A 14,297-nucleotide genomic window follows, 5' to 3' on the forward strand; every position below is an offset into this window, starting at 1 on the left:
CTTGCCGGGTCGGTATTTGTCTTTGAATCCCCACCCCTTGTGAATGCGCCGAGGAGCACAGGGCCAGGCGGATCAGGGCTGGCGTTGTCTGAGCCGAAGGCGAGTTTAGCCAGACCCCGCCTGGACCGAGCACCGCAGGTTGCCCCGTAGCGCAAGCGGAGGGGACGCAGGCACCAGGGTCGCCTTTTCTTGGGTTACTTTCTTTTGGCGACGCAAAAGAAAAGTAAGTTGCCGCCGGGCAACCCCCGGCCTCCGCCCGGTGCATAAGCCACAGCCATCCCCAAACCCCACCCCCAAGCCCTGTCAACAATTTCAGCTATCCTTGACGGCTTCACAACTCCCGACCGCCCACACGTGTCCGACGTTCCCCCCAGTCGGTCTTCCAAAACAGAAGACAAACGCGGCTTTTTGCAGAAGCTCGCTGAAATGCTCCATCCCGGCCCTGACTCGAAAGACGAGTTGATCGAAACGCTGGTGGAGGCACAGGACAACGAAGTCATTGGCGCCCAGAGCCGCGAAATGCTGGAGGGCGTGATCCGCATGGCGGACATGACCGCTGGCGATGTCATGGTGGCCGCACCACGCATGGATGTGATCAACATCGACTCACCTTTTGATGAGTTGCTGCATCTGGTGATTGACACCGCCCACTCGCGCTTTCCGGTCTACGAGGGCGACAAGGAAAACATCCTCGGCATCCTGATGGCCAAGGACCTGCTCAAGCTGCAGCGCGCGCCCGAGCTCAACATCCGTGCGCTGTTGCGTCCTGCGGTGTTTGTGCCTGAGAGCAAGGGCCTCAACGACCTGCTGCGCGAGTTCCGGGGCAACCGCAACCACCTGGCCATCGTCATTGACGAGTTTGGCCGTGTCGCGGGGCTCATCACCATTGAAGACGTTCTGGAGCAGATCGTTGGCGAGATCGAAGACGAGTTCGACATTGCCGAAGACGAAGGCGACATATTTGGCCTGGCCGACCACACCTATCGCGTCAGCGGCGACACCTCTATCGAGCGTGTCAACGAAGCCTTTGGCGTGACCCTGCCCGAGACCGACTTTGAAACCATCGGTGGTCTGGTGGCGCACGAGATGGGCCATGTGCCGAAAAAAGGCGAGCAGCATGGGCTGGCCGGTTTGCAGTTCACCGTGCTGCACACCAAGGGCGGTGCGGTGAAGTGGTTCAAGGTGTCGCCGCTGCCGGCGCCCGCCAGCACTGCCGGCTGACGTCGCCCGAGCACGTTCATGGCCCGGCAGCCGATCCACAGCATGATTTCCGCGCTGCCGACCTTGCCGGCACTGCTGGAGCACGCTAACACGGCGCCACCATCGCGCGGGTTTCATTGGCTCCAGGGGTTTCTGGTGGTCTTCGCCGGCTGTGCCCACGCGGTGTCGATGGCGTGGCCCTGGTCGTTTGGCCTGCCGGCAGGGCAGCCCGTCTGGTGGCTGCAACTGCTGGCCATGATGATGTTCACCGCCCAGCTCGATGGCTGCCGTTCTTTCAAGCGCGCGGCGTGGCTGGGCGAATTGTTTGGCACGGCCATGCTCTGCAGCACCTTCTGGTGGCTGTACATCTCGATGCACAACTACGGCGGGCTGGCCGCGCCGCTGACGTTGCTGGCCGTGTTTCTTCTGGCGGCCGCGCTGGCGCTGTATTACGCCATTGCTGCCGGGCTGTTTGCGCTGCTCGCGCCGCGCCTGCGCGTGCCGCGTGCCCTGGTGTTTGCTGCGCTGTGGCTGATGGCCGAGCTGGCCCGTGTGCAGATCTTCACCGGCTTTCCGTGGGGCGAAGGCGGCTATGCGCATGTGGACGGCTGGGCTCGCCAGCTGGCGGAGTGGGTGGGCGTGCATGGCTTGACTTTCCTCGCCGCGTTTGCCGCCGCCTGGCTGGCCATGGCGCTTCGCGCGCAGCGCACCGCCTGGGTCATGGCCACGGCCATCGTCGCTGCCTCTGTGGTGCTGGCCCGCTGGCCAGCCGATGGGGTGGGCGTGGCGGGTCAGGGTCGCTCCACCCCGGCCATGGGTGTCACCCTGCTACAAGGCAATATTCCGCAAGACCAGAAATTCGAGAGCGGCACCGGCATTGCGACCGCGCTGCGCTGGTACGGCGAGCAGCTGCAGGCGGCCCGCACGCCGCTGGTGGTGGCGCCTGAGACGGCGATTCCCCTGTTGCCCCAGCAGTTGCCCGCCCCGTACTGGACTGCCCTGACGGACCGGTTTGCCAGTGGCCAGCAGGCGGCGTTGATCGGTCTGCCGCTGGGCAACACCACCTCGGGCTACGCCAACTCGGTGATTGGCCTGAAGCCCGCCGCGCCGGGCGCTGCGCGTTCCGAGCCCTATCGCTACGACAAACACCATCTGGTGCCGTTTGGCGAGTTTGTGCCGCCCGGCTTTCGCTGGTTCATCGACATGATGAACATTCCGCTGGGTGACTTCAGCCGTGGTGCCGTCGGACAGGTGTCGTTTGAATGGCAGGGCCAGCGTCTGGCGCCCAACATCTGCTACGAAGATCTGTTTGGCGAGGAGCTGGGTGCGCGCTTCGCCGACCCGGCGCGGGCGCCGACGGTGTTCGTTAACGTGAGCAACATCGCGTGGTTCGGCAACACCGTGGCGATTGACCAGCACCTGCACATTTCCCGCATGCGCGCCCTGGAGTTTGACCGCCCCATGATCCGCGCCACCAACACCGGGGCCACCGTCATCATCAACCACCGGGGGCAGGTCACCCATTCGCTGCCGCCGCACACCCGTGGCGCGCTGGTGGGCGAGGTGGTGGGCCGGACCGGCATCACGCCGTACGCGCAGTGGGTGTCGCGCTACGGCTTGTGGCCGCTGTGGGGGCTTTGCCTGGCACTGGTCGCGCTGGCGCTGGTGTTCCGCAGGCGTTGACATGGCACCGGATCGGCACTGGACCAGCGCCGAACCCGTTCCTGCCGCGTAAAATCAAGGGTTTGGCCCGCCGAAAGGCGCCTGTGATGCGTCTGGTGCGTCGCAGAGACCCTGCCTACGCCTTACCCTGACTCCTTATGCTCACCTTCCAGCAAATCATTCTCAAGCTGCAGTCCTACTGGGCCGACCAGGGCTGCGCGCTGCTGCAACCCTATGACATGGAAGTCGGCGCGGGCACCTCGCACACGGCGACTTTTCTGCGCGCGCTGGGCCCCGAGCCGTGGAAGGCCGCCTATGTGCAGCCCAGCCGCCGCCCGAAAGACGGCCGCTATGGCGAGAACCCCAACCGGCTGCAGCACTACTACCAGTACCAGGTGGTACTCAAGCCCGCGCCGGCCAATATCCTTGAGCTGTACCTGGGCTCGCTCGAGGCGATGGGCTTTGACCTGAAGAAGAACGACATCCGCTTTGTCGAGGACGACTGGGAAAACCCGACGCTCGGCGCCTGGGGTCTGGGCTGGGAGGTCTGGCTCAATGGCATGGAAGTCACGCAGTTCACCTACTTCCAGCAGGTGGGTGGCATTGACTGCAAACCCGCAACCGGCGAGATCACCTACGGGCTGGAGCGCCTGGCCATGTACCTGCAGGGCGTGGACAACGTCTACAACCTGACCTGGACCGATGGGCTCAGCTACGGCGACGTTTACAAGCAGAACGAGGTGGAGCAGTCCACCTACAACTTCGAGCACAGCGACGCCGATTTCCTGTTCACCGCCTTCACCGCGCACGAGAAGCAGGCCAAGCACCTGATCGAGGCGCAACTGGCCCTGCCGGCCTACGAGCAGGTGCTCAAGGCGGCGCACAGCTTTAATTTACTGGATGCACGCGGCGCCATCAGCGTGACCGAGCGTGCCGCCTACATCGGCCGCATCCGCAACCTGGCGCGCGCCGTGGCACAAAGCTATTTCGACAGCCGTGAACGCCTCGGTTTCCCGCTGGCACCGCGCGAATGGGTGGCGCAGATGACGAAGAAGGCTGCATAAAAATATGACAACGAAGAACCTTCTGGTTGAACTGTTTGTGGAAGAGCTGCCGCCCAAGGCGCTCAAAAAGCTCGGCGATGCGTTTGCCGGCGTGCTGTTTGAACAACTGAAAGCCCAGGGGCTGGTGGCGGAAGGGGCGGTACTCGCCGCGTTTGCCTCCCCGCGCCGCCTGGCTGCGCACGTGACGGCGGTGGCCGCACAAGCCGCCGACAAGGCGGTGTCGCAAAAACTGATGCCGGTCAGCGTGGGCCTCGATGCTGCGGGCAATGCCACACCGGCGCTGCTGAAAAAGCTGCAGGCGCTGGGCGCCGACGCCTCGGCTGTGGTGGGCCTCAAGCGCGCACCCGACGGCAAGGCCGAAGCGCTGTTCTACGACAGCATGGTCACTGGCGTGACGCTGGCCGACGGCCTGCAAAAAGCACTGCTCGAAGCGATTGCCAAGCTGCCGATTCCGAAGGTCATGACCTACCAGCTCGAAAGCGGTTGCGAGCTGCCCGGTTGGAGCAGCGTGAGCTTTGTGCGGCCCGCGCACGGTCTGGTGGCCCTGCATGGCAGCACAGTCGTGCCGGTCGAGGCCCTGGGCCTGAAGGCCGGCAACACCACGCACGGCCATCGCTTTGAAGCGGCGGTGGACCCGGTGGTGCTGAAAGACGCCGACAGCTACGCCGCCACCCTGCAAAAAGACGGTGCGGTGATCGCCAGCTTTGCGGGCCGCAAGGCCGAGATCGCGCGCCAGCTGGCCGCAGCCGCAGCCAAGGTGGGCGGCGGCGCTACCGCGATTGAAGACGACGCCCTGCTCGACGAAGTGACCGCGCTGGTCGAGCGGCCCAATGTGCTGATCTGCGAATTCGACAAGCAATTCCTCGATGTGCCGCAGGAGTGCCTGATTCTCACGATGAAGGCCAACCAGAAGTACTTCCCGCTTCTTGACGCCGCAGGCAAGCTGACGAACAAATTCCTGGTGGTCAGCAACATCACACCCGACGACGCCAGCGCCGTGATCGGCGGCAACGAGCGCGTGGTGCGCCCGCGCCTCGCTGATGCCAAATTCTTTTTTGACCAGGACCGCAAGAAGACGCTGGCCTCGCGCGTGTCGGGTCTGGACAAGGTGGTTTATCACAACAAGCTGGGCACGCAGGGTGAGCGTGTGCAGCGGGTCAGAGCCATCGCGGAAGCGATTGCCAACCGCATCGACGTCAGCCTGGTCGCGGCCGTGCAGCGTGCGGCCGAACTGGCCAAGACCGATCTGGTGACCGACATGGTTGGTGAGTTCCCTGAGTTGCAGGGCATCATGGGCCGCTACTACGCGCTGAATGATGGTTTGAGTGTGGATGTGGCTGACGCCATCGAAGACCACTACAAGCCCCGCTTTGCCGGCGACGCATTGCCACGCGGCACCGTGGGTCTGATCGTCGCGCTCGCCGACAAGCTGGAAACACTGGTCGGCATGTTCGGCATCGGCAACTTGCCAACGGGCGACAAAGACCCGTTCGCGCTGCGCCGCCATGCGCTGGGTGTGATCCGCATGCTGGTGGAAAAAGAAGTGAGCGTGGGGCTGGACGAACTGGTCAAAGGCGCTGTACCGGTGTTCGGCGACAAGATTCAGGACGCCTCGGCTGCGCTGGTCGATTTCATCTACGACCGCTTCGCCGGCTCCCTGCGTGAGCAGGGCTACAGCGCGCAGGAAGTCGATGCCGTGCTGGCACTGCGTCCGCAGCGCCTCGGCGATGTGGCCAAGCGCCTGGCCGCTGTGCGCGCTTTTGCTGCGCTGCCCGAGGCGCCTGCGTTAGCCGCTGCCAACAAGCGAATCACAAACATCTTGAAAAAGTCAGATGCTCCTGTGGGTGCTTTCTCTGCGGGTGTCTTGGTAGAGCCAGCTGAAATAAATCTTTACCAAGCGCTCGACAGATTGGGCGCTGTGGCTCGTAATTACCTGGCGAAGGGGGACTACACCGAGTCTCTAAGGACGCTTGCCGGTTTGCACGATTCAGTTCAGGCTTTCTTTGAATCGGTGATGGTAAATGCCGAGGATATTGGTTTGAGAAACAACCGTTTGTGGCTTCTATCAAATCTGAGCGAAGAATTTAATCGTGTGGCTGATCTTTCCAGGCTTGCAGCCTAAAACTGAGCACACCGCATGAAACTCGTCATCCTCGACCGCGACGGCACCATCAACATCGACAGTGACGACTACGTCAAGTCGCCCGAAGAATGGTTGCCCCTGCCTGGCGCGCTGGAGGCGATTGCGCGTCTCAACCACGCGGGCTGGCGTGTGGTGATTGCATCCAACCAGTCTGGCCTGGGGCGGGGCCTGTTCGATGTGGCGGCCCTCAATGCCATGCACGCCAAGATGCACAAGCTGCTGGCGGCCGTTGGCGGGCGTGTTGACGCGATTTTTTACTGCCCGCATGGCCCGGAGGAAAGCTGCAGCTGCCGCAAGCCCTTACCAGGGCTGTTCGAGCAGATCGGTGCGCGCTTTGGTGTGCCGCTCAAGGGTGTTCCGGCAACAGGTGATTCCTTGCGCGACCTGCAGGCAGGCGCCGCAGCGGGGTGTGAACCGCATCTGGTGCTGACCGGCAAGTCAGCGCGCCACCGCAACGGCCCGCCACCAGAAGGTTTGCCAGCCGGCACCGTGCTGCACCACGACCTCGCGGCATTCGCCGAATTCCTGATTGAGCGCAGTGCCGCGCTGCAGGCCGAGCCCAAGGCCTCCTGAAGATTCAAGAGTCAGCACCGCCCATGCCTTTCATCCGATCTGTTGTGCACCTGCTGTGGATGGCCATCACGGTGATTCCGTGGGCCATCTTTGTCATCATTGCCTCGCTGTTTGTCAGCAGCACCACCATGTACTGGATGTGCGCCGGCTGGCTCCGCCTGGCGGTCACCGGTGGCACCGTGATTCTGGGCATCCAGAACCGCGTCACTGGCATGGAAAACCTGCCCACCGGCGAGACCAGTGCGGCGGTGCTGCTGCTGAAGCACCAGAGCACCTGGGAAACCTTCAGCATGCCCACGCTGATGCCGCACCCGCTGGCCTATGTGTTCAAGAAAGAGCTGCTGTACGTGCCTTTCTTCGGCTGGGCCATGGCCCGCATGGACATGATCCACATCGATCGCAGCCAGCGCGCACAGGCCTTCAACAAGGTGGTGGCGCAGGGCAAGCGTCTGATGGCGCAGGGCACCTGGGTCATCATGTTCCCCGAGGGCACACGTATTCCGCGCGGGCAGAAGGGCACGTACAAATCCGGTGGCGCACGGCTGGCGATTGAAACCGGCGCGCCGGTGATCCCGATTGCTGTCACGTCGGCCAAATGCTGGCCGCGCAAGGCCTTCATCAAGAAGCCGGGCATAGTGGACATTTCCATCGGCAAGCCCATCGACAGCACCGGCCGCAAGCCCGACGAGCTGATGCGCGAGGTCGAAGACTGGATTGAATCCGAGATGCGTCGGCTGGACCCCGAGGCCTATCCTGGCACCGCTGCCCCTGCCGCCCCGGTGTGAACGCAGCCCGCTAAACTGGTGTGATGCAGCGGCTCCTTCAGCTCACCCTGGACATGTTCGGCCCCGAGCCGACAGCTACCGTGCCGGCGCCACGCCAGCAGCCTGATCCAGCTCCAGCGCCAGCCGCAAGTGCTTCTGCCCCCACACCGACGCTGCCCCCGCAAACCCTGCAGGAGGCACTCGCTCCCGCCACCTTTCGCCACCCCCGCGCCACGCGCGAGGCGCTGCTCGACCGGGTGGCCGTGGCCTATGAATTTCGCCGCAGCAAGCGCCGCACCATCGGTTTTTCAGTCGGTGCCGATGGCCTCACGGTGAGCGCGCCCAAGTGGGTGCCGCTCTACGAGATCGACAAGGCGGTGGCGGAGAAATCCCGCTGGATTCTGGACAAGCTGCAGGAAACCCGGGCCCGCCACGAGCGTCTGGAGTCGGGCCGCATCGAGTGGAAAGACGGCGCCACGCTGCCCTTCCTCGGTGAGCCCGTCGTGCTGGTGATCGACCCGCGCCATGCGTTTGGCGGCGTGGGGGCCGAGCTCAAGCTGTCCGAGCCGGCTGACGACATGGCCGCGCTGCCCGGTGTGGCGCACCGCACCCTGCATGTCGGCCTGCCGCACCACGCCACGCCCGACCAGATGCGCGATGCGGTGCAGGCCTGGCTGATGCGGCAGGCCAAGCGCATCTTCACCGAGCGGCTGAACCACTTCGCGCCGCAGCTCGGTGTGCAATGGCGCAAGCTCAGCCTGTCGAGCGCCGGCACCCGCTGGGGCAGCGCCAGCGCCGACGGCTCCATCCGCCTGAACTGGCGCCTGGTGCACTTCCGCATGTCGGTGATTGATTACGTGGTGGTCCACGAGCTGAGCCACCTGCGCGTGATGGACCACAGCCCCCGCTTCTGGGACACGGTGCGTGCCGTGGTGCCGGATTACGCCGAGCTGCGTGGCCAGCTCAAGGACGAGGGAATCCCGCGATGGTGACGGGGGATTGCTGCGTGGCGCAAAACACACGGCCACGATGTACGGCAAAAGTACCAACTGGAAAAGGTACCGGGTGGGTACAAATGCCGACCCCTTGCACGACAGGCCTCAAGGGCTCATCATGGCGGCAAGAGGAAATAAAGTGAGTTTTTGGGAGTGATCGTCCATCAGTGACTTGCCCGACTGCACAAAGCCACCCAAACCGGCGCCAAGTTACTAAAATTACTAAATGTGACAATCGTGCTCAAAAGGACGTCTGATGAATGACAAGCTGATATTGGTCGTCGAAGACAACCCCGACCATCTTGAACTGACGGTGCTCACGCTGGAAGAGCAGGGCATGGAAGCGGAAATCGCCGTGGCACGCGATGGCGCCGAAGCGCTGGATTACCTGTTCGGTCAAGGCGCGCACGCCGGGCGTGACACGCACAAGCAGCCGTCACTGATTCTTCTCGACATGAAGCTGCCCAAGCTCTCGGGCCTCGATGTGCTGCGCAGTGTGCGCGCCAACCCGCTGACCGCGCTGGTGCCGGTGGTCATGCTCACCTCGTCGAGCGAGCTGTCGGACATGACGGCCTGCTACAAGAGCGGCGCCAACGGCTTTGTCCGCAAGCCGGTTGACTTCGGTGACTTCACGGAAAAACTCAGTCGTCTGCAGGCCTTCTGGCTGGATGTCAACGAGTCCCTGGCCACGGCTTGACCTCTGGCCACTTGTTGCAAGTCGGCCGGCCCGGGGCCCTGACCTGCACATCGACGGTGTAAGCGCATGAGCTTCAAGGGCAACCTCCGTGCACGACTGGTCGCGCTGGTCATCGCCGCTCTGGTGCCCCTTTTCGGGCTGGCGATTGTCAAGGCCTGGCTCAACTCGCAGTCGGCCATCCAGCGCGAAGCCGACAACCTGCAGTTCGCCGTGTCGCTGGTCGCGGCGCGGCAGGACCAGGTCACACAAACTGCCCACCAGATCCTGCTGGCCATCGCCAAGGCGCCGGGCCTGCTCGATAGCCCCCCCGCCGACTGCCAGCGCTACCTGAAGGCGCTGACCGAAGACATCCCGCTGTTTGCCAACCTCGGCCTTATCGGGTTGGATGGTAACTTCCGTTGCCACGGCTTGGGTGGGCTCGACATTCCGAACGCTGGCGACCGCAGCTTCTTCAAGCAGGCGCTGACCGATCTCAGCTTTGTCTCTGACGGCTACTTCATCGGCCGCGCCACCGGCAAGCCCAACGTCACCTTCGCACTGCCTGTGCTCTCGCCCAGCCGTGAGCCGCGGGCCGTCGCCTTTGCCGCGCTGGACTTGACGGTGCTGGCCAATATGGCGGCATCCGTCAAGGTGCCTGATGGCGCGCATCTGCTCATCACCGACCGCCAGGGCCGGGTGCTGGTGTCGCCTGAGGGCGCGGTGGCTGTCGTGGGAGAGGTGTTGCCGGTGGAGGCGCTGCGTCAGCGCGTGCGCGGCATGCAGTCGGGCGTGGTGGAGGCCAGCGATTCAAGTGGCGTGGCCCGTATCTACGCCCACGCGCCGAGCGGCCGCATTGAGAACTCGCCCTTCTTCGTGGTGTTGAGCGTGGAGCGCGACCGGGTGGTCACGCCTGTCCGCAAGCAGTTGGGGATGGAGTTGCTGGCGCTGGCGCTGATGTCGCTGCTGGGCGGTGTGCTGGCGTGGTTTGTCGGCGGGCGTGCCATCGTGCGGCCCGCGCGCGAGATTGTGCGGACTGCGCAGCAACTGGAGGCCGGGCATCTGGATCGCCGCGTGGTGCCAGAGGTTGCCGAGCTGCCCCACGAGTTCGGCGAGATAGCTGGCGGCATCAACCGCATGGCGGTGTCGCTGGAGCAGCGCGCGCAGGAGCTCGACCGCGAGCTGGAGAAAAACCGCCAGGCCTTCGCCACGCTGAACCTCACCGTCAACAGCATGCAGGAAGGCGTGTTTGCGGTCAGTACTTCGGGTGAGCTTTTGACCGTCAACGATACAGCCCGCAACATATTCACCGTGGCACCGGACGCCAAGGTGCTCTCGCCCCAATGGGCCGACGAGCAGGGCTTTTTCATCCCGGGTACTGACACCCGGTTTCGCCCCGTCGACCTGCCCCTGGCGCGCGCACTGCGCGGCGAAAGCGGAGGCCCCGAGCTGGTGCTGATCCGCAACGAGCGTCAGCCGGAAGGCCGCCTGCTCAGCTGCTACTTCAGCCCGATGCGCCACGGCGACGAGATCGTCGGCGTGCTGACGGTGTTCACCGACATCAGCGACATGGACCGGCTGCAGCGCGAGCAGAACGAAAGCTTCAACCGCTTGCGTGAAACCCAGCGCAAGCTGGTTGATGCGCAGCGGCTGGCGCGCCTGGGCATGTGGGAATACGACATCCGTGCCAATAAGCTCTGGGTGTCAGACGAGGTCAATGAACTCTTCGGTGTGGCACCGGGGACTTTTGAGGACGACGTTCAGGCCTACCGGGATTTCATGGCCCCTGAAGACCGGGTGCGTTACATCGCTGCGCGGGAGGTCGCGTTTGCCAAGGGCGAGTCGCTGGACTTCGAGTACCGCATCACCACGCCCGCCGGGCAGGTTCGCTGGGTTCACCAGTTCGACCGCCTCAAGCTCGATGACCAGGGCCAGCCGCAGTACCGCACCGGCATCGTCCAGGAAATCACGCAGCGCAAACAGTCGGAGCTGCTGATCGCCCGAAGCACCGAGCTGCTGCGCCGCACGGGTGCGCTGGCCAAGGTGGGCGGCTGGGAGTACACCCTGCAGGACCAGCGCGCGTACTGGTCGGAAGAGCTGCGCGTGATTTTCGAGATGCCCCCAGACACCGAGATGGACTTCAAGCAGGGTATCGACTTCTACACGCCCAACGCGCAGAACATCATCCGGGCGGCAGTGCGCGCAGCCATCAAGGACGGCACACCGTGGGATATCGACCTGCCCATGCTGACCGCCAGCAAGCGCTCCATCTGGGTGCGCAGCCAGGGCTGCGCGGTGCAGGAGAACGGCAAGACCGTCAAGCTGGTCGGCGCCGTGCAGGACATCACCGATGAATACGAATCGCGTGACCGCATGCGCCTGCTGGAGCACGCCGTGGCGCGCCTGAATGACATCGTGCTGATCACGGAAGCAGAGCCGCTGGACGGCCCTGATGGTCCGCGCATCGTGTATGTCAACGATGCCTTCGAGCGTCGCACCGGCTACAGCCGCGAGGAAGTGATTGGCAAGACGCCGCGCATCCTGCAGGGCCCGAAGACCCAGCGCGACGAGCTGGCCCGTGTTGGTACGGCCCTGCGCAAGTGGGAGCCAGTGCGTGCCGAGCTCATCAACTACACCAAGAGCGGCCAGGAGTTCTGGCTGGAGCTGGATATTGTTCCGATTGCCGACCCGACCGGCTGGTTCACCCACTGGGTCGCGGTGGAGCGCGACATCACGCCGCGCAAGCGCGCCGAGCAGGCCGCGCAGGAGCACCTCTTCATGTTGCAGCGCGCAGCCGACGCCGCGCAGGTCATCACCTCGCACCGCACGCTGACAGGTGCCATGCAGGAAGTGGCCGAGCAGGCACGCGGTGTGATTGGCGTGCACAAGGCGGTGGTGACGGTACCCGGCAGCGACACCCATTCGCAGTCCATCAACGCGGTGTCGCTGTCCGAAAAATACGCCGCCCAGTACCCGCCGGGCAGCAGCGTGATTGAGGGCTTTGACGCCGGTCTCGGTGATCAGCTGCGCCCGGTGCTGCTGACAGAAGCAGACCTCCAGAAACATCCGCGCTGGCGCTCCATGGGCGAGAAACTCGTCGGCCTGCGCGGCTGGCTGTCCGTGCCGCTGTTTGGCTCCGATGGCGAGGTCCGCGGCATGCTGCAGATGACCGACAAGTACGAGGGCGACTTCACACTGCAGGACCAGTACGTTGCAGTGGAGCTGGCTCACCTGGCGGCCAGCGCCATTGAAAACGCCCGGCTGCTGCATGAGATCAGCCAGCTCAACGTGGGGCTGGAGAAAAAGGTCGCCGAGCGCACCGCTGCGCTCTCGCGTCAGGAGGCGCTGTTCCGCGCGCTGGCCGAGCAGGCCCCGCAAACCGTGTGGACGGCTGACACCGAAGGCGCACTCACCTATGTCAACCCGGCGTGGTCCAGCGTGGTCGGTGGTCAACCGGCCGACTGGCTGGGCTACCGATGGCTGGCCGTGATTCACCCGGATGACCGCACCGCCATCGGCGACAACTGGCGTGCATCGGTGGCCAGCAAGTCGCAGTTCGTCGGTACCCGGCGCGTACTGGCGGCCGATGGCAGTTACCACACCATGTCCTACCGCGCTTCCCCGGTGCTCGACGAGCAGGGCGATATCGCCTTCTGGGTGGGCATCGACGCCGACATCTCCGAGATCAAGGCCATCGAGACCGCGCTGCGTGTGTCCAACCAGGAGCTGGAGGCGTTCTCCTATTCGGTCTCGCACGATCTGCGGTCGCCGCTCAACACCATCGACGGCTTCAGCCGCCTGCTGGGCAAGCAGGTCGAAGGCCTGGACAACCCCAAGGTGCGTCATTACCTCGACCGCATCCAGAGCGGTGCCGCGCAGATGGGCCAGCTGATTGACGACCTGCTGGCGCTGGCGCAGGTGAACCGCATCGACCTGCGTCCCGAAATGGTGAACATGACCGTGCTGGCACACCACCTCATCGAAGGCCGCCGCATCCATCAGCCAGAGCGCCGGGTGGTGGAGCATATTGAAGACGGGCTGGAGGCCTTTGGTGACATCCGCCTCATCCGTGTGGTGCTGGAAAACCTGCTGGGCAACGCCTGGAAGTTCACCTCGCAGATGGACGAGGCGCACATTCATTTCGGGCAGATGCGCGATGCAGCGGGGCAGCAGGTGTTTTTTGTGCGCGACAACGGCGCCGGTTTTGACCAGACCTATGTGAACAAGCTGTTCAAACCCTTCCAGCGCCTGCACGCCGCCACCGAGTTCCCGGGCACCGGCATCGGTCTGGCCACAGTGAGCCGCGTGATTGAGCGCCATGGGGGCGCTGTATGGGCGGAATCAAAACCTGGCGAGGGCGCCTGCTTTTACTTCACCCTGCCCAATACCGCGCTGGCGGCCGTCGCATGATGCACCCACCCGCTGTGGCGCCCATCTGCCTGCAGGGTTTGCGAGCTGGGGCGGCATCGGCATCTGCCCGCTTTACGCCCGCAGTGGGCGGGGCTATATTGAGAAAAGTGATGAAACTGGAAAAACCGATTGCTTGGGAGTTGCTTCATGGCCATTGACACCAAATCCCCGGACGCGTCGGCACCGCCAGACGACTTCTCGGGCACCGACTACTGCGGTACCACCTACGCCGCCAAGCTGATGGGCCTGTCGGTCGCGACCGTGCAGACGCTGGTGGAAAAAGGCGAAATCGAAGCGTGGAAGACGCTGGGCGGCCACCGCCGCATTTCGCTGAAATCGATCAATGCCTACCTGGGCAAGAACGGCCCGCAGCCCGCCCGCAGCGAGTTGGACCCCAAGCACCGCCTGCGCGTGCTGATTGTGGAAGACGATGAAGACGCCATCGAGCTGTACCGCCTGCAGTTCGACTCGTGGGACCTGCCGCTCGACTGCACCTGGATGCCGTCGGCCATGGACGCGCTGATGGACATCGCCACGCTGCGCCCCGACCTGCTGGTGACCGACCTCTCCATGCCTGGGCTGGACGGCATCGAGATGCTCAAGGCGCTCAAGCGCAACCAGCAACTGGCCGACATGCAGATCATGGTGGTCAGCGGTCTGGCGATTGAGGCCATCGAGGAGCGCGGCGGCCTGCCGCCCCATGCGCAGCATGTGCCCAAGCCGGTCAACTTCGACTGGCTGCACGGCTACGTTACCGCTTTGGTGAATGCCAAGGTGAAGTGGCGCTGACGTGGCGCTGAGGCCCTGATCGCA

General features: G+C 64.1%; 10 protein-coding genes. All 10 read left to right on the top strand.

Going from position 1 to position 14,297, the window contains the following annotated elements:
• The first annotated feature begins 354 nt into the window (after positions 1–354).
• The 10 genes from AAG793_RS11775 to AAG793_RS11820 all read left to right on the top strand — a co-directional run bounded on the left by AAG793_RS11775 (position 355) and on the right by AAG793_RS11820 (position 14,273).
• Entirely contained in the window at positions 355–1,221 is an 867-nt protein-coding gene (locus AAG793_RS11775) for a transporter associated domain-containing protein (protein ID WP_341908473.1), read from the top strand.
• An 18-nt stretch (positions 1,222–1,239) separates the two neighbouring features.
• Positions 1,240–2,883: an apolipoprotein N-acyltransferase gene (lnt, locus tag AAG793_RS11780; RefSeq protein ID WP_341908475.1), complete on the top strand. Its 1,644-nt coding sequence runs from the start codon at positions 1,240–1,242 to the stop codon at positions 2,881–2,883.
• Between the two features lie 137 nt (positions 2,884–3,020).
• Complete coding sequence (gene glyQ / locus AAG793_RS11785) at positions 3,021–3,926, top strand: glycine--tRNA ligase subunit alpha (protein WP_341908477.1); 906 nt, start codon at positions 3,021–3,023, stop codon at positions 3,924–3,926.
• A 4-nt stretch (positions 3,927–3,930) separates the two neighbouring features.
• The gene (gene glyS, locus AAG793_RS11790; RefSeq protein ID WP_341908479.1) at positions 3,931–6,048 is read left to right on the top strand and encodes a glycine--tRNA ligase subunit beta; all 2,118 of its coding nucleotides are present in this window, start codon (positions 3,931–3,933) and stop codon (positions 6,046–6,048) included.
• Between the two features lie 15 nt (positions 6,049–6,063).
• Entirely contained in the window at positions 6,064–6,642 is a 579-nt protein-coding gene (gene gmhB, locus AAG793_RS11795; protein ID WP_341908481.1) for a D-glycero-beta-D-manno-heptose 1,7-bisphosphate 7-phosphatase, read from the top strand.
• A gap of 23 nt (positions 6,643–6,665) precedes the next feature.
• Positions 6,666–7,427, top strand: coding sequence for a lysophospholipid acyltransferase family protein (locus AAG793_RS11800; protein ID WP_341908483.1), 762 nt, complete (start codon positions 6,666–6,668; stop codon positions 7,425–7,427).
• Between the two features lie 23 nt (positions 7,428–7,450).
• Positions 7,451–8,398, top strand: a complete 948-nt coding sequence (locus AAG793_RS11805; RefSeq protein ID WP_341908485.1) for a SprT family zinc-dependent metalloprotease — start codon at positions 7,451–7,453, stop codon at positions 8,396–8,398.
• 259 nt (positions 8,399–8,657) lie between these two features.
• Positions 8,658–9,098, top strand: coding sequence for a response regulator (locus AAG793_RS11810; RefSeq protein WP_341908486.1), 441 nt, complete (start codon positions 8,658–8,660; stop codon positions 9,096–9,098).
• A gap of 66 nt (positions 9,099–9,164) precedes the next feature.
• A complete protein-coding gene (locus tag AAG793_RS11815; RefSeq protein WP_341908487.1) occupies positions 9,165–13,484 on the top strand; it encodes a PAS domain S-box protein in 4,320 nt (1,439 codons plus the stop codon).
• A gap of 147 nt (positions 13,485–13,631) precedes the next feature.
• The gene (locus AAG793_RS11820; protein ID WP_341908488.1) at positions 13,632–14,273 is read left to right on the top strand and encodes a response regulator; all 642 of its coding nucleotides are present in this window, start codon (positions 13,632–13,634) and stop codon (positions 14,271–14,273) included.
• Positions 14,274–14,297: the final 24 nt, after the last annotated feature.

Source organism: Polaromonas sp. YR568, from assembly GCF_943372955.1.
Taxonomy (GTDB): domain Bacteria; phylum Pseudomonadota; class Gammaproteobacteria; order Burkholderiales; family Burkholderiaceae_C; genus Polaromonas.

What these genes read in the sequence shown, in the direction of transcription:
- AAG793_RS11805 (WP_341908485.1), top strand. Translation starts at nt 7,451, where the DNA reads ATGCAGCGGCTCCTTCAGCTCACCCTGGACATGTTCGGCCCCGAGCCG.
- AAG793_RS11810 (WP_341908486.1), top strand. Translation starts at nt 8,658, where the DNA reads ATGAATGACAAGCTGATATTGGTCGTCGAAGACAACCCCGACCATCTT.
- glyS (WP_341908479.1), top strand. Translation starts at nt 3,931, where the DNA reads ATGACAACGAAGAACCTTCTGGTTGAACTGTTTGTGGAAGAGCTGCCG.
- glyQ (WP_341908477.1), top strand. Translation starts at nt 3,021, where the DNA reads ATGCTCACCTTCCAGCAAATCATTCTCAAGCTGCAGTCCTACTGGGCC.
- lnt (WP_341908475.1), top strand. Translation starts at nt 1,240, where the DNA reads ATGGCCCGGCAGCCGATCCACAGCATGATTTCCGCGCTGCCGACCTTG.
- AAG793_RS11815 (WP_341908487.1), top strand. Translation starts at nt 9,165, where the DNA reads ATGAGCTTCAAGGGCAACCTCCGTGCACGACTGGTCGCGCTGGTCATC.
- gmhB (WP_341908481.1), top strand. Translation starts at nt 6,064, where the DNA reads ATGAAACTCGTCATCCTCGACCGCGACGGCACCATCAACATCGACAGT.
- AAG793_RS11800 (WP_341908483.1), top strand. Translation starts at nt 6,666, where the DNA reads ATGCCTTTCATCCGATCTGTTGTGCACCTGCTGTGGATGGCCATCACG.
- AAG793_RS11820 (WP_341908488.1), top strand. Translation starts at nt 13,632, where the DNA reads ATGGCCATTGACACCAAATCCCCGGACGCGTCGGCACCGCCAGACGAC.